The sequence below is a fragment of the Allobosea sp. TND4EK4 genome (genome assembly GCF_900156025.1).
GTDB lineage: Bacteria > Pseudomonadota > Alphaproteobacteria > Rhizobiales > Beijerinckiaceae > Allobosea.
Genome location: NZ_FTMO01000002.1, coordinates 416,035 through 432,240, shown reverse-complemented (window position 1 = coordinate 432,240; position 16,206 = coordinate 416,035). Strand labels below are relative to the sequence as shown.

At 67.8% G+C, this 16,206-nt stretch carries 19 protein-coding genes; 6 read left to right on the top strand and 13 right to left on the bottom strand.

Annotated features, from left to right (window positions below; all coding sequences use genetic code 11):
* Nucleotides 1–7: 7 nt before the first annotated feature.
* From BW981_RS07060 to BW981_RS07045, 4 genes are all read right to left on the bottom strand, one after another.
* Complete coding sequence (locus BW981_RS07060) at nt 8–571, bottom strand: VUT family protein (RefSeq protein ID WP_076437537.1); 564 nt, start codon at nt 569–571, stop codon at nt 8–10.
* Nucleotides 561–1,286, bottom strand: coding sequence for a 7-cyano-7-deazaguanine synthase QueC (gene queC / locus BW981_RS07055; RefSeq protein ID WP_076437535.1), 726 nt, complete (start codon nt 1,284–1,286; stop codon nt 561–563). Before queC ends, BW981_RS07060 begins: the two co-directional genes overlap by 11 nt.
* A 106-nt stretch (nt 1,287–1,392) precedes the next feature.
* On the bottom strand, nt 1,393–2,337 hold the full coding sequence (locus BW981_RS07050) for a ribose-phosphate pyrophosphokinase (protein ID WP_076437533.1): 945 nt from the start codon (nt 2,335–2,337) through the stop codon (nt 1,393–1,395).
* Between the two features lie 175 nt (nt 2,338–2,512).
* Complete coding sequence (locus BW981_RS07045) at nt 2,513–3,082, bottom strand: hypothetical protein (protein WP_076437531.1); 570 nt, start codon at nt 3,080–3,082, stop codon at nt 2,513–2,515.
* Between the two features lie 226 nt (nt 3,083–3,308).
* On the opposite strand from BW981_RS07045, the gene BW981_RS07040 reads away from it, so the two are divergent.
* The 5 genes from BW981_RS07040 (at nt 3,309) to BW981_RS07020 (ending at nt 6,483) form a co-directional block, all read left to right on the top strand.
* Nucleotides 3,309–3,563, top strand: coding sequence for an accessory factor UbiK family protein (locus tag BW981_RS07040; RefSeq protein WP_076437529.1), 255 nt, complete (start codon nt 3,309–3,311; stop codon nt 3,561–3,563).
* Between the two features lie 287 nt (nt 3,564–3,850).
* Nucleotides 3,851–4,357 carry a type III secretion system chaperone family protein gene (locus tag BW981_RS07035; RefSeq protein WP_076437527.1) on the top strand — a complete coding sequence of 169 codons (507 nt, stop codon included), beginning with the start codon at nt 3,851–3,853 and terminating at the stop codon, nt 4,355–4,357.
* A gap of 105 nt (nt 4,358–4,462) precedes the next feature.
* Nucleotides 4,463–5,284 (top strand): pyrroline-5-carboxylate reductase, encoded by an 822-nt coding sequence (gene proC / locus BW981_RS07030; RefSeq protein ID WP_076437526.1) that lies wholly within the window; start codon nt 4,463–4,465, stop codon nt 5,282–5,284.
* Between the two features lie 68 nt (nt 5,285–5,352).
* Nucleotides 5,353–6,099 (top strand): TetR family transcriptional regulator, encoded by a 747-nt coding sequence (locus BW981_RS07025; protein WP_076437524.1) that lies wholly within the window; start codon nt 5,353–5,355, stop codon nt 6,097–6,099.
* Nucleotides 6,100–6,123: 24 nt separating this feature from the next.
* Entirely contained in the window at nt 6,124–6,483 is a 360-nt protein-coding gene (locus tag BW981_RS07020; RefSeq protein ID WP_139333656.1) for a tRNA-binding protein, read from the top strand.
* A gap of 78 nt (nt 6,484–6,561) precedes the next feature.
* On the opposite strand, the gene BW981_RS07015 is transcribed toward BW981_RS07020, so the two are convergent.
* The 4 genes from BW981_RS07015 to BW981_RS07000 all read right to left on the bottom strand — a co-directional run bounded on the left by BW981_RS07015 (nt 6,562) and on the right by BW981_RS07000 (nt 9,990).
* Nucleotides 6,562–7,056 (bottom strand): DUF305 domain-containing protein, encoded by a 495-nt coding sequence (locus BW981_RS07015; protein ID WP_076437807.1) that lies wholly within the window; start codon nt 7,054–7,056, stop codon nt 6,562–6,564.
* Between the two features lie 155 nt (nt 7,057–7,211).
* A complete protein-coding gene (locus BW981_RS07010; protein ID WP_244560261.1) occupies nt 7,212–8,543 on the bottom strand; it encodes an ATP-binding protein in 1,332 nt (443 codons plus the stop codon).
* 119 nt (nt 8,544–8,662) lie between these two features.
* Nucleotides 8,663–9,406, bottom strand: a complete 744-nt coding sequence (locus BW981_RS07005; protein ID WP_076437520.1) for a response regulator — start codon at nt 9,404–9,406, stop codon at nt 8,663–8,665.
* Nucleotides 9,407–9,498: 92 nt separating this feature from the next.
* Nucleotides 9,499–9,990 (bottom strand): MarR family winged helix-turn-helix transcriptional regulator, encoded by a 492-nt coding sequence (locus BW981_RS07000; protein WP_244560260.1) that lies wholly within the window; start codon nt 9,988–9,990, stop codon nt 9,499–9,501.
* 200 nt (nt 9,991–10,190) lie between these two features.
* On the opposite strand from BW981_RS07000, the gene BW981_RS06995 reads away from it, so the two are divergent.
* A complete protein-coding gene (locus tag BW981_RS06995; RefSeq protein WP_076437517.1) occupies nt 10,191–11,078 on the top strand; it encodes a branched-chain amino acid aminotransferase in 888 nt (295 codons plus the stop codon).
* Nucleotides 11,079–11,167: 89 nt separating this feature from the next.
* Here BW981_RS06995 and BW981_RS06990 read toward each other — a convergent pair whose 3' ends face one another.
* The 5 genes from BW981_RS06990 to uvrC form a co-directional block, all read right to left on the bottom strand.
* Nucleotides 11,168–12,250 carry a DUF1176 domain-containing protein gene (locus BW981_RS06990; RefSeq protein ID WP_083712214.1) on the bottom strand — a complete coding sequence of 361 codons (1,083 nt, stop codon included), beginning with the start codon at nt 12,248–12,250 and terminating at the stop codon, nt 11,168–11,170.
* On the bottom strand, nt 12,219–12,677 hold the full coding sequence (locus BW981_RS06985) for a molybdenum cofactor biosynthesis protein MoaE (protein ID WP_076437514.1): 459 nt from the start codon (nt 12,675–12,677) through the stop codon (nt 12,219–12,221). Before BW981_RS06985 ends, BW981_RS06990 begins: the two co-directional genes overlap by 32 nt.
* A 161-nt stretch (nt 12,678–12,838) precedes the next feature.
* Complete coding sequence (gene moaD / locus BW981_RS06980; RefSeq protein WP_076437512.1) at nt 12,839–13,129, bottom strand: molybdopterin converting factor subunit 1; 291 nt, start codon at nt 13,127–13,129, stop codon at nt 12,839–12,841.
* 19 nt (nt 13,130–13,148) lie between these two features.
* The gene (gene pgsA / locus BW981_RS06975; protein WP_083712229.1) at nt 13,149–13,769 is read right to left on the bottom strand and encodes a CDP-diacylglycerol--glycerol-3-phosphate 3-phosphatidyltransferase; all 621 of its coding nucleotides are present in this window, start codon (nt 13,767–13,769) and stop codon (nt 13,149–13,151) included.
* Between the two features lie 57 nt (nt 13,770–13,826).
* Complete coding sequence (gene uvrC / locus BW981_RS06970) at nt 13,827–15,926, bottom strand: excinuclease ABC subunit UvrC (RefSeq protein ID WP_083712213.1); 2,100 nt, start codon at nt 15,924–15,926, stop codon at nt 13,827–13,829.
* Nucleotides 15,927–16,206 lie beyond the last annotated feature (280 nt).

The following is a 16,206-nucleotide window of genomic DNA, read 5'->3' as shown; positions in this document are numbered from 1 at the left end:
CCGGCGTTCAGGCCGCGACCAGTCCCAGCCTCTCGTCCCGGCGGCGCAGGAGGTGCATCAGCGGCAGCGCCAGGAGGATCATCCAGATCTTGCCGATGACCTGTCCGGCCAGGAAATCGAGGCTGCCGAAGGCGAGGTGCAGGAAGACGATCGAATCGACGACGAGGCCGACGACGCCCGAGGCGAACACGGCCGTGACGAAGCGGCGGCGCTGCAGGGGGGTGTAGACCGCGAAATCGGCCAGCTCTGAGAGCAGGAAGGCGCTGACGGAGGCGATCACGATCGCTGCCGGGGCGAGCCAGGCCGAGATCAGCGTGCCGACCACGATGGCGCCGAGCCCGAACATCGGCCCGAGGCGGCGCTGGACGATGTCGCGCAGCACGAGCGCGAGCCCGATCATCAGCACGCCGCTGGGAGCGGCGATGCCCGGCCAGACCGGCACCAGGCAAGGGCCCTGCGGCACGCAGACCGTGCCGACATTGCCGATCATCCAGTTCGCGGTCGGGATGGTCAGGCCGAAGAGAACGAGTGCGATGGCGCCTTCGAGGACGCGCTGGCGGTCACGGGTCATAGGTAGGTCCGCTGTCGTCGGGAGCTGCGAGATAGGCCACGAAGCCTTTAGCTCGCAAATCGCATGCCGGGCAATGTCCGCAGCCATAGCCCCAGCCATGCCGCGTCGTCCGGTCGCCGAGATAGCAGCTATGGCTGTCCTCGATCACCAGATCGAGCAGCGCCTGGCCGCCGAGCTGTCTCGCGAGCGCAAAGGTCTGCGCCTTGTCGCGCCACATCAGCGGGGTGTGCAGCACGAGGCGCCGGTCGAGGCCCAGGCCCAGCGCGACCTGCATCGCCTTGATCGTGTCGTCGCGGCAGTCGGGATAGCCGGAATAGTCGGTTTCGCAGACGCCGAGCACGATGTGCTTGGCGCCGCGGCGATAGGCCAGCGCGGCGGCGAAGGTCAGGAAGATCAGGTTGCGGCCCGGCACGAACGTCGTCGGCAGGCCGGTCTCGGCAAAGGCGATCTCGCTGTCGCGGGTCAGCGCCGTCTCGGAGATCGCGCCGAGCGCGGCAAGGTCGACGAGATGGTCGGGGCCGAGGCGCTCGGCATAGCGGGAAGACAGGGCCGGCAGCTTGCCGCGGATCGCCAGCCGGCAATCCATCTCGACGCGATGGCGCTGGCCGTAGTCGAAACCGACCGTCTCGACGCTGTCGAAGCGGTCGAGCGCCCAGGCGAGGGCGGTGGACGAATCCTGGCCGCCGGAGAACAGGACAAGGGCGCGGGAGGTCATGAGCGTCCTTCGGACGCGGGCAGTCGATCGTAGGCAATCGGCAGTGGGTTTGCCGAGTGAGCCTGGTGCCGCTGCCGACTGCCCATTGCCGACTGCCGCATCGTCCTCAATCGAACAGGCTGGAGACGCTGGTCTCGCTCGCGGTGCGCTCGATCGCCTCGCCCATCAGCTGGGCGATGGAGATGACGCGGATGTTGCGGGCGACCTTCACGGCCTCGGTCGGCATGATCGAATCGGTGATCACCAGCTCCTTCAGCTTGGAGCCGGCGATGCGGGCGACAGCGCCGCCCGAGAGCACGCCATGGGTGATGTAGGCGAAGACCTCCTTGGCGCCCTGGTCGAGCAGCGCCTCGGCCGCATTCACCAGCGTGCCGCCCGAGTCGACGATGTCGTCGATCAGGATGCAGGAGCGCCCCTCGACGGAGCCGATGATGTTCATCACCTCGGATTCGCCGGGCCTGTCACGACGCTTGTCGACGATGGCGAGCGGGGCGTCGATGCGCTTGGCCAGCGCGCGCGCACGGACGACGCCGCCGACGTCCGGCGACACGACCATCGCGTTCCTCCATTCCAGCCGGTCCTTGATATCGCGCGCCATCAGCGGGGCGCCGAACAGGTTGTCGGTCGGGATGTCGAAGAAGCCCTGGATCTGCCCGGCATGCAGGTCGAGCGTCAAAACGCGGTCGACGCCGGCATGGGTGATCAGGTTGGAGACGAGCTTGGCCGAGATCGGCGTGCGGCCCGAGGCGCGGCGGTCCTGGCGGGCATAGCCGAAATAGGGGATCACCGCCGTGATGCGCTTGGCGGAGGACCGACGCAGCGCGTCGGTCACGATCAGAAGCTCCATCAGATGGTCGTTGGTCGGGAACGAGGTCGACTGGATGACGAAGACATCCTGTCCGCGCACATTCTCCTGGATCTCGACGAAGACCTCCATGTCGGCGAAGCGCCGGACCGAAGCCTTGGCAAGCGGGATGCTCAGGTGATTGCAGATGGCTTCGGCGAGCGGCCGGTTGGAATTACCGGCGACGACTTTGAAATGAGAGGCCATGCCGTGGCGTACCGTTGCAGAAGGCGGGACGGGGCCGGGCGAGCCGGCTCAGTTGGAAGCGCTCTTAACAGCGCGTCCGCAGGGAGTCGACCGCTGCGCTGCAATATCGGCATGTAAATCGCGTGACGCCGGCCAAGCGACCGCGTCAGCGGGTGGCGAGCCGGTGTCGAGGGCTTCAGAGCCGCTTTCGGTCGCTCGCCGAAGCGGTCGCCGTCTTGGCCGCCTTCTTGTCGTCCGGCCTGGCCTTGTCGGCCGGGCCGAGCGCGGCCTCGGCCGCCGGCGCGGTGACGAGGAAGCCCGCGATCGCATCCATCGAATCGGAGGCCGCCTTGGCGACGACGGTGCGGTCGATCCCGGCCCAGGGATCGGAGCCGCCGCTGCGCTTGCCGATGCTCTCGCCCTGCACGCGCTGGGCACGCTGGCGGGTGGAGTCGTAGACATCCCAGACGAAGGCGAGCGCGGTCTGTCCATCCTCGGTCGGCTGGGCGGTGAGGTAGCCCTTGACGCGGAAGCGCGCGGGCTTGTCGCCCGGGACGATTTCCATCTTGCGCTCGGCAGCAGCTTCTCCGAGCAGCCCGGCGAAGCTGGTGGTGACGTCGTCGGGCGCACCCGAAATGCTCTGCACCGAGACCGGAACGCCCGGCGCATCGATGCGCGGGCGCGCAGTCTGGGTGGTTTCCTGGCAGCCGGCGAGCGCCAGCGCGACAACCGGCCCCCATACGAGGCCGCTCAAACGGTGGATCATGACGCCTCCCGCCCTTTGGGCTGTGGATCGCTTCGAGACTTCCCTGTGACTCGATGTTCTAGGCGGGATGAGGCTCGCGGTCCAGATCATGGCTCTGCTGCCGGGATCCCGGCTGCGTCGAGCGGGCGCAACCGGCTTTCGATTGCGGTTGCGCCAGCCTTCTCCCATATAGCGCGCAGGCGGATTTCGAGGCTCGGGTGAGGCCGGCCGCGCGGGAGACACGATCATGGTGGGCACCAGCAACCGATTCCTGGACGACATCGCAAGGCTGGCGACAGACGCCGCCGGCGCGGCCCAGGGCGTGCGCCGCGAGGTCGAAACCGTGGTGAAGACGCAGATCGAGAAGCTCTTGCGCGAGCTCGACGTCGTCTCGCGCGAGGACTTCGAGGCCGTGCGCGAGATGGCCCTGATCGCCCGCGAGGAGAATGACAAGCTCGCCGCCCGCCTGGCCGAGCTGGAGGCAAAGCTGCCCAAGGCCTGACGCGGCGCCCTGCCTTCGTCCACAGCCATGTGCTGTGGACAGGCCGTTCGAGGGATTGAGCGGGCACCCCGAATCCGGGGAGCGTCGGCGCCGTGTTGGGAGCGTCACAGCGCCTGCGCTATCGTCGTTGGAAAGTCTTGATTCGCCGGGCGGATTCGTTTGCGCCGGATGGATGGGAGCGCTCCTGCCGGAGCGTTCCGGAGGTGTGTTGCGTTCCTTCCGCTTTCCTGTCGCCGTGTTCCTCTTCTCGAACGCGCCGGGCCCTGCCCGGAGGTGGACCAAAGGGCATGATGGACCTCGACCTGGATGCCGATCTCGACCGGCCCGCCAACCCTCTCGATCTTTTCGAACGCCTCGCCTCCCTCAACGACTGGACCTTCGACCGCGACAGCGAGGACGAGCTCTCCGTTGCCGTGACCGGCGGCTGGTCGGAATACCATGTCGCCATCACCTGGCTGGCCGAAGTCGAGGCGTTGCACATCGCCTGCGCCTTCGACCTCAAGGTGCCGGACCGGCGCCGGGGCGAGGTGCTGCAGCTGGTGAGCTACGTCAACGAGCAGCTCTGGCTCGGCCATTTCGACCTGTGGAGCAGCGAAAGCGTGGTGATGTATCGCCACGCGCTGTTGCTTTCGGGCGGGGCCGAGCCGACCGGCGAGCAGGCGGCGGCGCTGATCAAGGCTGCGATCGACGCCTGCGAGCGCTATTATCAAGCCTTCCAGTTCGTGGTCTGGGCCGGCAAGAGCGCGAAGGAAGCGCTCGAGGGTGCCATGCTGGAGACCGCCGGCGAGGCATGAGCCCGCGGCGCCCGGCTTGACCCGGCTGCGCCGGCAGGCTCTGCTCCCCGGGACGCGCCGGCGCCGACCGGCATCCTCCTTCATTCCGAGCGATGAGCACCGGTCATGTCCGCACCCCTTCCGCAATCGCTTGTCCTGATCGGCGCCGGCAAGATGGGCGGGGCGATGCTGGAAGGCTGGCTGCGCATCGGCATCGACCCCAAGGCCATCAGCCTGATCGACCCCAAGCCCTCGGACGAGATGGTCGATCTCGCGGCCGAGAAGGGCATGCTGCTGAACCCCTCCGCCAAGGAGATCAAGCCGGCCGAGGTCGTGGTCCTGGCGACGAAGCCGCAGATGCTGGATACGGCGGCTCCGGCCGTGCAGGCCTTCATCCACCCGAAGACGCTGCTGATCTCGATCCTCGCCGGCAAGACGATCGGAGATCTTTCGGCCCGTCTGCCGGGCGCTTCCGCCATCATCCGCGCGATGCCGAACCTGCCCGCCTCGGTGCAGCGCGGCGCCACCGCCGCCACGCCCGGCAAGGGCGTCAGCTCGGCGCAGATGGCACTCGCCGATGCGCTGCTGTCGAGCATCGGCAAGGTCGAGTGGCTCGACAATGAGGGGCTCATCGATGCGGTGACCGCAGTCTCCGGTTCGGGACCGGCCTATGTCTTCCATATGGTGGAGTGCCTGGCGAAGGCCGGTACCGAGGCGGGGTTGCCGCCGGATGTCGCCGAGCGGCTGGCGCGCGCGACGGTTGAAGGGGCGGGCGAGCTGCTGTTCCAGTCGCCGCTGCCTCCGGCGACCCTGCGCCAGAACGTGACCTCGCCGGGCGGCACCACCGCCGCGGCGCTCGAGGTGCTGATGGCGCAGGACGGGCTCGGGCCCCTCATGGGCCGGGCTGTGGCTGCCGCGAAACGCCGCGCCGGGGAATTGTCGGGCTGATCGGCCTTTCCCCCGCCATCATGGATGCCTAACTTGATCTTCGACAGCGAAGCGCGAGGAGCAGTCCGATGACCAGCACAGCCGTTTCCGCCACACCCGGCGCCGACGAGCCGGCCGCGAGCAAGCCCGTCGATCCGCGCCGCCGCGCCGTCGACGCGCTGATGCGGCTCGCGGCCATCCGCCCCTGGGATGCGATCGAGCTGCCGGACATCGCGAGCGAGGCAGGGCTGACGCTGGCGGAGCTGCGTGGCCTCTTTCCCTCCAAGCTCGCCATGCTCGGCGGTATCACCCGCATCGTCGACGATGCCGTGCTGGCTGAAAGCACGGGCGAACTCGCCGCGGAGCCCATCCGCGAGCGCCTGTTCGATCTGGTGATGCGGCGGCTCGATGCGATGGAGCCCTACAAGGCGGGCCTGCGCAGGATCGCGCCGGCGATCCGCCGCGATCCGCTGGCCCTGGCGGCGCTGAACAAGGGCGCGGTCAATTCCTGGCGCTACATGCTGGCCTCGGCCGGCATCCCGACCGAGGATTCGCTGGGGCATCTGCGGGTCCAGGGGGCCGTGCTGCTGATGGCCCGCGTCTCCGAGGTGTGGCTGGACGACGACGAGCCGGAGCTGTCCCGGACGATGGCGCGGCTCGACAGCGAGCTGAAGACGGCGGGACGGATCATGGCGCGCGTCGAGGACGTGCACCGGCTGACGGCACCGCTGCGGGGGATCGCGCGGGCGCTCTGTTCGGGCCGGCCCTTGAAGGCGCGCCGCCGCGAACGTGCCGCGAGCGGCGAAGAGAACGACGACTACGCCCCGGCGATCTGAGCCGGGCGGTGACGAGGGGGCATCGTGGAGACAGTTGGCGAACCAGCCGCGACAATCGGCTATGATGACTTCCTGAAGGTCGACATCCGTGTCGGCACCATCGTCGAGGCGCAACCCTACCCGGAAGCGCGCAAGCCGGCGATCAAGCTGGTGATCGATTTCGGCGGCAGCATCGGGCGCAAGACCTCCTCGGCCCAGATCACGAAGCACTACGAGCCCGAGGGGCTCGTGGGCCGGCAGGTGATGGCGGTTGTGAATTTCCCGCCGCGCCAGATCGGCAAGTTCCGCTCCGAGGTGCTGACGCTCGGCGTTCCGGATGCGGATGGCGAGGTGGTGCTTCTCGGGCCGGGTCACGCCGTGCCGGATGGCGGGCGGATGTTCTAACGTCGAGTTTCGACCGCACTGCCGCCGGGACGAGGCTGTCGCTGGGGCGTTCGCTCGCCTGTCTCCGGCCGGCGGCCATCATTGACCGACCTGGGCGGGCGCCAAAGCCGGAGCATTGTCGGGAGCCGGCTGGGCGGACAAGTCCCTGATCAACGCCTTCATCTCAGCGATCTCGCGAACCTGCGCGCTCAGGATGCCGTCCGCCAGTTTCCTGACACGCGGATCGTGGATCCGGGCTCGATCGCTCGTCATCACGGCAATCGAGTGGTGCGGTATCATCGCCTTCATGTAGGCAACGTCCGACACGGTGGCCTGCGACCGGACGAGCGCGAGGCAAGCGCCGCCGACGATGGCAGCCCCCAGGACGACGCCGAGGTTGATCGTGGATTTCGGGTACATGCTCCACATGAAGGCCATCATGAGGATGGCCATGACCGATCCCATGAGAAGCGCCATCCAGGCGCGTGTCTGGCTGAAGAAGACGTGGTCGACGGCCCAGGTGTTCAGATACATCAGTCCGAACATCACGACGGTCGAAGCGACGATCATTGCGGCGAACCTGCCGTATGACATCGGGTCCTCCATGCCTCAGGGTACGGTCTAACCGCCAAACGCGGCGCATCCGCATCCGTTCCCGAGCGGAATGCCGCGGGTGACCCGGCGTCGGGGACCTGGCGTGGCCGATCTCGCGCTGGCGCAAGTCAGGGTCATGTGCCGGTTGCCGACCCCTACACCGGCAGCCTGACCGTCGCGCGCAAGCCTCCGAGGGTCGAGTCGGACAGGATGATGTCGCCGCCATGGGCGCGGGCGATGTCGCGGGCGATGGCGAGGCCGAGCCCCGTCCCGCCGCCATCGACATTGCGCGCCTCGTCGAGCCGGAAGAAGGGGCGGAAGACCTCCTCGCGCTGGTCGGGGGGGATGCCCGGCCCGTCATCGTCGATCATCACGATCAGGTAGCGCGCATCATGCGTGGCGCGGATCGCGATGCGGTCTCCGTAGCGGGCGGCGTTGGAGACGAGGTTGGTCAGCAGGCGCCGGAAGGCGTCGGGGCGGATCACGACGAGCGGGTCGCCCACGACCTCCAGCTCGGTCTGGTGGCCCTGCCGCTCGGCATCGGCCTTCAGTTCCTCGAGCAGCGAGCGGATATCGGTCTCGACCGGAGCCTCGCCGGCATCGCCGCGGGCGAAGGCGAGATAATCCTCCAGCATGCGGCTCATCTCGTCGACATCCTTCTCCAGCGCCTCGATCTCGGAGGAGCGCTCCATCAGGGCGAGGGAGAGTTTGAAGCGGGTGAGGATGGTGCGCAGATCGTGGCTGACGCCGTTCAGCATCGTCGTGCGTTCGCCGATCGCGCGCTCGACGCGGCGCTTCATCTCGATGAAGGCGGCGCCGGCCCGGCGGACCTCGCGTGCGCCGCGGGGGCGAAGCTCCGCATCGCGTCCCTTGCCGAAGGCCTCGGCCGCGTCGGCGAGCTTGAGGATCGGCCGGATCTGGTTGCGCAGGAAGAGCACCGCGATGGTCAGCAGGATCAGCGAGGTGCCGATCATCCAGAGCAGGAAGATGTGGCTGTTCGAGGCATAGGCCGAGTTGCGCCGTGTCAGGATGCGCATCACGTCCTTGCCGAGCTTGATGCGGATTTCGATCAGGCTGGAGCGGCCGACCGTGTCGAGCCAGAAGGGCCGCGCCACCTGCTGGCTCAACTCGGTCGACAGGGTGTTGTCGAGCAGCGAGAAGAAGGGCCGCGGTCCCGGTGCCGGCAGATCGGCAGCGGGGATGATGTCGACATCCATGCCGAGCCGCTCGGCTGCGATGCGCGAGAGCGTCGAGATGTCGGCATCCTGAGGGTAGCTCTCATAGACGTCGATCAGCATGGCGATGTCGGCCGAAACGGAGGCCGAGAGCCGCTGCGTCACCGTCTGCCAGTGCCGCTCCATGAAGACATAGGCGATGACCGACTGGAGGATCACCACCGGCGCGATGACGATGACGAGCGCGCGCGGATACAGCCCCTTGGGCATATAGCGGGCGACGATATTCAGCGGCCGGCCGATCCTGCGCAGAACGGGCTTGACGGCCGCGTTGGTATCGCTGGCGGCCGCCGCCAGGGCCGTTCTGGCGCGCCGCAGGGGCGCCGCGATCACCCCGAGCCGCTGTCTTCCGCCGTCTGGCCGGGGGGTCGTCACGCCCGATCCGTGATGAGCCGGTAGCCCACGCCGCGCACGGTCTGCAGATAAAGCGGATCGGCCTGGTCGCGCTCGATCTTGCGGCGCAGGCGGTTCATCTGGACATCGACGGTGCGGTCATTCGCGGCCGAGCCTTGCGCCGCCAGCTCCTCGCGCGGCACGACCTCGCCCGCGCGCTCGGCCAGCATGGTCAGGATCTCGCGCTCGCGCTCGGTCAGGCGGATCGTCTCCTCGCCCTTGCGCAGTTCCCCGCGGGCGAGCCCATAGATGAAGGGCCCGAAGCGGACGAAATCCGGCCGGGCCGACGCGGATGCCGTGTCGGCAATGGCGGTGCGCTTCAGGATGTTGCCGAGGCGCAGCAGGAGCTCGCGCGGCTCGAAGGGCTTGGCGAGGTAATCATCGACGCCGATCTCCAGCCCGTTGATCCGGTCCTTGCCGTCGGCGCGGGCGGTCAGCATCAGGATCGGCACGGCCGACGCCACGCGGAAGCGGCGGGCGAAGTCGAAGCCGTTTTCGCCCGGCATCATCACGTCGAGCACGATCGCGTCGAAGACCAGGTTGCCGAGGCGCAGATCGGCCTCCGCCGCATTGGCCGCGGTGGTGACGCGGTAGCCATTGTCCCCTAGGAAGCGGGCGAGCAACTCGCGCAGGCGCCGGTCGTCATCGACGACGAGCACATGCGGCGCCTCGTCCGGCAGGATCTTCCGGGCCGGCCTTGCAGCGGTGTCGGTCAGGCTCATGCTCTCCTCGGCCAGTCCGCGTGACGACGGCGTCTCAGCTGCGGCGCAGCATAGGCCGCGGCGGGGGCGGCGGCTAGATCGCGGGCGTCCGCTTAGGGGCGCGTCAGCAATCCGCGCACATTCGCCTGCTCCGGCGGATCGATGAGCGCCGTGAGATAACGCGCGACGGTCCCCGCCGTTTCGGGGCCGACACTGTCGAGCGCCCGGAGAATGCGCTTCGATTGCAGCTGGACCAGCCTCAGGGCGAGGTCCTGGCCGGCGGCGGTGGTGTGGAGGTGGCGCTGGCGCTTGTCCTGCCGGCCGGTGCGCAGCTCGATATAGCCCTTCTCGACCAGCTCCTTCAGCACGCGGTTGAGGCTCTGCTTGGTGATCTTCAGGATGTCGAGCAATTCGGCGATGGTCATGCCGGGCCGCCGCTGGACGAAATGCAGCACGCGGTGATGGGCTCGCCCGAAGCCATAATCGGCCAGGATGCGGTCGGGGTCGCTGACGAAGTCGCGATAGGCGAAGAACAGCAGCTCGATCAGGTCGTGGGGAACCGATGCCGCGGGGTCCGCTTGCGCGGCCGGGCCTTGCTCTCCCAAGCGCGAAGTCTCGACCAAATCGGCTCTCCAAAAATTTAGGTCAAGGTTGTTGACATATCTCAGACGCAAGATTACCGGTCAAGCGCGCTCAGCGAACGATTATTTCAAAGCCGGTCGTTGCAGCGCAGCAATCGACCATGCTTGCGTTCCAGACGCGGCCGTGCCGCCGTCCGAACGAGGAAGCACCCAGGAGAAGGTCCATGTCAGTCATTCCTTTCGACCAGCGCGATGGCGTCATCTGGTTCGACGGCAAGCTCGTGCCGTGGAAGGACGCCAAGGTCCACGTACTGACCCATGGACTGCATTACGGCTCCTGCGTGTTCGAGGGCGAGCGCGCCTATGACGGCGTCATCTACAAGTGCACGGAGCATTCGCAGCGCTTCCACAAATCGGGCGAGATCATGGATTTCACGATCCCCTACTCGGTCGCGGAGCTCGACGAGGCCAAGTATCTCTGCCTGAAGGAGAACGGGCTGAAGGACGCCTATGTCCGCCCGGTCGCCTGGCGCGGCTCGGAGATGATGGCCGTCTCCGGCATGAACAACACGATCCATACGGCGATCGCGGTGTGGGAGTGGCCGAGCATGTTCGACATGGCCGCCAAGCTGAAGGGCATCCGCCTCGACGTCGCCGAGTATCGCCGGCCCGACCCGGCCTGCGCGCCGGTCCATGCCAAGGCGGCGGGGCTCTACATGATCTGCTCGCTCTCCAAGCACAAGGCGGAGCGGGCGGGCTATGCCGACGCCATGATGCTCGACCATGAGGGCAATGTCGCCGAATGCACCGGCGCCAACATCTTCTTCATCAAGGATGGCGTGATCCACACGCCGATGGCCGACCGCTTCCTCAACGGTCTGACGCGCCAGTCGGTGATCGACCTGTGCCGGGGGCGCGGCTTCGAGGTGGTGGAGCGGCGCATCCGGCCGGAGGAGCTGGAGGGCTTCAACGAGTGCTTCATCACCGGCTCGGCCGCCGAGGTGACGCTGGTCGCCGAGATCGGCCCGTACAACTTCATCACCGGCAATATGGGCAAGGTGATCATGGAAGACTATTCGGCCGCGGTGCGCCCGCAATCGAAGGCGGCTTGAGACCGGAATGGCGCCGCCGAAGCGGCTTCGCCAACCACTTTGTCATTCCGGGGCTTCGCATAGCGAAGAACCCGGAATGGCAGCTGTGATCACTTCGCCCGGCTGCGATAGAGCGTGAACCAGTCGTCCGGGCCGATGCCGCGGCATTCGCCCATCATCGACAGTTCCGTGCGCGCGAAGCTCGTGCCGGTCCAGGCATAGCCGCCGCTGACGCCGCAATCGCCGATGCCGCGCCCTTTCGCGAAGAAGGAGAGGTGGCCGGTGCGCGGATCGAAGCTCGCATTCGTCAGCTCGTTGCCGTCGTCGCCATCGCCATCGGGGAAGCGCATGGGCTTCGCCTTGGCCGGTTCGTTCTCCGGCATCAGGAAGAAGGACGAGGAGACGTTGTAGGCGCCGCGCGAGCAGGCGAGCGCGACGAGCATGCGTTTCTCGCCGAGCGCCCAGGCCTCGTCGCCCTCGGCGGCATCGTCCTCGCAGGCATCGGGCTTGCGCTTCTTGAGATCCGCCCTCAGCCGCGCGGCCTGAACCTTGCCGAGCTTCATGTCGAGCATGGGCGGCGCCGGCCTGGCGACGACCAGCGGCGGCTCGGGCGCCGGCGGCACGGCGGCCCCGTTGCCCTTGCGGATCAGCGCCGATGGCGTGCCGAGGCGGCCCTGCTGCTCGTCGATCCAGAGCATCGAGGCCACCGAGCCGGCGAGCGAGACGCTGGCCTTGGTGCCGGCCGCCGCGACGGACAGGCTCGTCGCCTTGCGGGCGGCCTCGATCAGGGCGGCGGTATCCTCCGGCGAGAAGGCGAGCGTGGCGAGGTCGTCCTCGACGGTGACCGGCAGCGCCTTGCCGGCAGCGGGGAAGGGTGCCCCGTCGAGCTGGAGCTGCAGCGCCCTGGGCGGGCTCTTCCACTCCCCGCGCAGCCGCAGCACGAGCCGGGCGGCTCCGGTCGGGCCGGCGGGCCGCTCGAGCCGCAGATAGGCGATCGGGTCGGCCGCCTCGGCGGGAAGCGAGAGCGCCGCGCAGCCCTTGACGTTGTCGCAGGCCGCCATCCAGTCGCGGAAGGCCTTGGGATCGGGAAGCTTGGGCTCGCCGGCGGCGAGCGCCGGGCCGGCCCAGACCACCGCCGCGAGCATCAGGGCGGTGCGAGCCTCAGATCGTCCAGCGCTGCGCCGCATCGTCATCCTCGCTCCTGGCTTCGACCCAGCCGCCCAGCGTGCCGTCGGCGCGGTGTTCGCGCTTCCAGAACGGGGCACGGGTCTTGAGATAATCCATCATGAAGTCGGCGGCCTCGAAAGCGGCGCGGCGATGGGCGGAGGCCGCGAGCACCAGCACGATCTGCTCGCCCGGCCTGACCAGGCCATGGCGGTGAATGGCGAGGAGGCCCATCAGCGGCCAGCGGGCCGCGGCTTCAGCGGCGACGCGGGCGATCTCGGCCTCGGCCATGCCGGGATAATGTTCGAGCTCCAGCGCCGACAGCGTTCCGGCCTCGTCGCGGCAGAGGCCGCTGAAGGAGACGACGGCCCCGATATCGGTCCGGCCCGCCGACATCGCGGCGATCTCGGCGGCGGGATCGAAATCCTCGCGCTGGATGCGGATGGTGGGGGTCATCGACGCTGCCTGTCATTCCGGGGCGCGCCGCCGGCGCGAACCCGGAACCCAAGACCGGGTGTCGTGGTGAGGACAGCATATCGCGGCCCGCTCGCCCGGTCGTGGGTTCCGGGTTCCGCGCTATGCGCGGCCCCGGAATGACAGAGCATCGGCGCCATCCCTCATCCTCCCGTCATCGGCGGGAAGAACGCGATCTCACGGGCATCGCCGAGCGGCGCCTGCGGCTTGGCGTGGACATGGTCGAGCGCGGCGCGGACCACCGTCTCGTCGGCGAAGGCGGCTTCGTAGCCCTCTCCGCGCGTCTTCAGCCAGCGGGCGAGGTCGGCCACGGTCGCAAGGCTTGCAGGGATCGCGAGCGTCTCTTCTGGACGCCCGACGCGCTCGCGCACCCAGGCGAAGTAAACCAGCTTGACGCTGCGCGTGTCGGTCTGCGCCTGCGGAGTGTCGCTCATCTCGAGCCGGTGCCTTCGGTCACGGCACGCGCTCGTCTTCCTCGACGAGATAGCGGATGCCGGCGTTGAAATAGTCCCAGCCGGTATACATCGTCAGCGCCGCGGCGGCCCAGAGCAGGGCGATGCCGATCTGGGTGTTCGCCGGCAGCACCTTGTCGCCGGCCGGGCCCGCGATCAGGAAGCCGAGCGAGAAGAGCTGCAGCGTCGTCTTCCACTTCGCAACCCTGCTGACCGGCACGCTGACCTTGAGATCGGCCAGAAACTCGCGCAGGCCCGAGACCAGGATCTCGCGGCAGAGGATCACGATGGCCGCCCAGAGGGTCCAGCCATGGACCTGCCCGGTATAGACCAGCATCAGCAGCAGCGCGGCGACCAGCAGCTTGTCGGCAATCGGGTCGAGCATGCGGCCGATGGCCGATTGCTGGCTCCAGGCGCGGGCGATGTAGCCGTCGAGATAATCGGTGATGGCCGCGAGCGTGTAGATCGCCAGCGCAATCCAGCGCATCCAGTCGTCGGTCGGCCAGAACAGGATCGCGACCAGGGCCGGAATCGCGAGGATCCGGCCGTAGGTGAGCAGGTTCGGGAGCGACCAGGGGCCGCGCCGCCTGATGGCGTCTGGAAGAATCGTCACGTTGAGCACCAAAGCAATCCTGCCATTGCGGCGTCAACACGCAAGACCGGGAATGTGACGGAATGATCAAGCATCATGAAAAAAATCATGCACGGCCTTCGCTGTAGCGGCGTTGACGCCGGGCGTACGCATCAGATCGTCGAGCTTGGCGCGCTGGATCGCCTTCACCGTACCGAAATGCAGCAGCAGCGCACGTTTCCGCGAGGGACCGATGCCGGGGATCTCGTCGAGCGGGTTCTTCATCGTGTCGCGCTTGCGCTTGGCGCGGTGCGTGCCGATCGCGAAGCGGTGAGCTTCGTCCCGCAGGCGCTGGATGAAATAGAGAGCCGGGTCGCGCGGCTGCAGCTTGAAGGGCTCGCGGCCGGCCATGTGGAAGGTCTCGCGCATCGCGTTCCTGTCCTCCCCCTTGGCGATGGCGACCAGCGGGATGTCGGCCGCGCCAAGCTCCCGCATGATCTTCAGCGCGGCCGAGAACTGGCCCTTGCCGCCATCGACGATGACGAGATCGGGCCGGGAGGGGAAGCCGTCGCGGTCTTGCAGGGCGCGTGCCCGGCGGGAGGGCGCCTCCTTTCCCCCTTGTGGGGAAGGGGGAGGCATGGGGGCAGCCCCGCTCGGCGAGAGTTCACCAGGCGGCGCGACCCCGACCTCCAGCTCCTCCTCACCGGGGGGAGGAGAGCCGGTCGCGTTTTCCTTCGCCAACCTGGCGAAGCGCCGCGTCAGCACCTCGCGCATCATGCCGAAATCGTCGCCGGCGATGGTGTCGGTCGAGATGTTGAAGGTGCGGTAGTGGCTCTTCATGAAGCCCTCCGATCCGGCGACGACCATGCCGCCGACCGCGTTCGTGCCCATGATATGGGAGTTGTCGTAGACCTCGACGCGTCGCGGCGGCGTCTCCATGCCGAAGGCGGCGCCGAGCGCTGCGAGGAGCGACTGCTGCCCCGCATTCTCGGCGAGCTTGCGGGAGAGGGCCTCGCGCGCGTTCTTCACGGCATGGGCCATCAGGTCGGCGCGCTCGCCGCGCTTGGGATTGGCGACCTCGACCTTGCGGCCCGCGCGGGCCGACAGCGCCTGGCCGAGCAGCTCGATCTCCTCGACCGGATGGGAGAGCAGAACGAGCCTTGGCGGGGGCTTGTCGTCGTAGAACTGAGCGACCACCGAGGCCAGCACCTCGGTCGGCGTCAGCGAGCGGTCGGCGCGCGGAAAGAGGGCGCGGTTGCCCCAGTTCTGGTGGTTCCGGAAGAAGAAGATCTCGACGCAGAAATGCCCGGCCTGCTCGTCGATGGCGAAGACATCCGCTTCCTCGACGCCCTGGGTGTTGATGTCCTGCCCGGCCTGGACCGCCGAGAGCGCGGCGAGGCGGTCGCGATAGCGCGCGGCCTTCTCGAATTCGAGTTCCTCCGCCGCCTCCTGCATCCGGGCCGAGAGCAGCTGCTTCACCGCCGAGGAGCGGCCCGACAGGAAGTCGCGCGCCTGGCCGACGAGGGCCTGGTAGTCGGAAATCTCGATTTCGCGGGTGCAGGGGCCGGAGCAGCGCTTGATCTGATAGAGCAGGCAGGGCCTGGTGCGGTTCTCGTAGAAGGAGTCCGAGCAGGTGCGGATCAGGAAGGCCTTCTGGAGCGCGTCGATGGTGCGCTTGACCGCCCAGACCGAGGCGAAGGGGCCGAAATAATCGCCCTTGCGGTGCCGCGAGCCGCGATGCTTGAACAGAGCGGGCGCCTCGTGGTCGCCGCTCAGCAGGATGTAGGGGAAGGACTTGTCGTCCCTGAGCAGCACGTTGTAGCGCGGCCGCAACTGCTTGATCAGGTTGGATTCGAGCAGCAGCGCCTCGGTCTCGGTGCCGGTGGTGACGAATTCCATGTTCGCCGTCTCGGCGATCATCCGGGCGACGGCGTTGGTGTGGGCCATGCCGCGGGCATAGGCCGTCACCCGGTTCTTCAGGCTCTTGGCCTTGCCGACATAGAGCACCTCGCCCGCACGATCGAACATGCGGTAGACGCCGGGCTTGTTCGGCAGATGCCGGGCGAATTGCTGGATGACCTCGATGCCGGCCTTGAGCGCGCCGGGTGCCGCCTCGGCAAGATCGACCGCAGGCTCGGAAGCGGGGAGGGCGTCCTCCTCGTCCTCGTAGTCCTCCTGGGGCAGGTCGTCTTGGCGCTCGCGATTCATGGGCCTCATGTAGGATGCCGCGGCGGCTTCGTCATGTCAGGAGGCGCGGGGCGTTCCGAACAGGCGCGATGCGAACCGGCAGCGGGACTGCGAGCCGCATAGCGCTCTGGAATCCGGCAGATTTCTCTCGGGGAATATCAATTCAGCGCAAGATTTTCTGGCAGATTTCACTTGGAGGAAGCGTACAACAATCGCTATTCGATTTTGGTGCTTTTGGTCGGGGTTTGACAAATTGCGGCCGGTCGCTTAGATATTGGTCTCGATATCGGGCCTGATGACT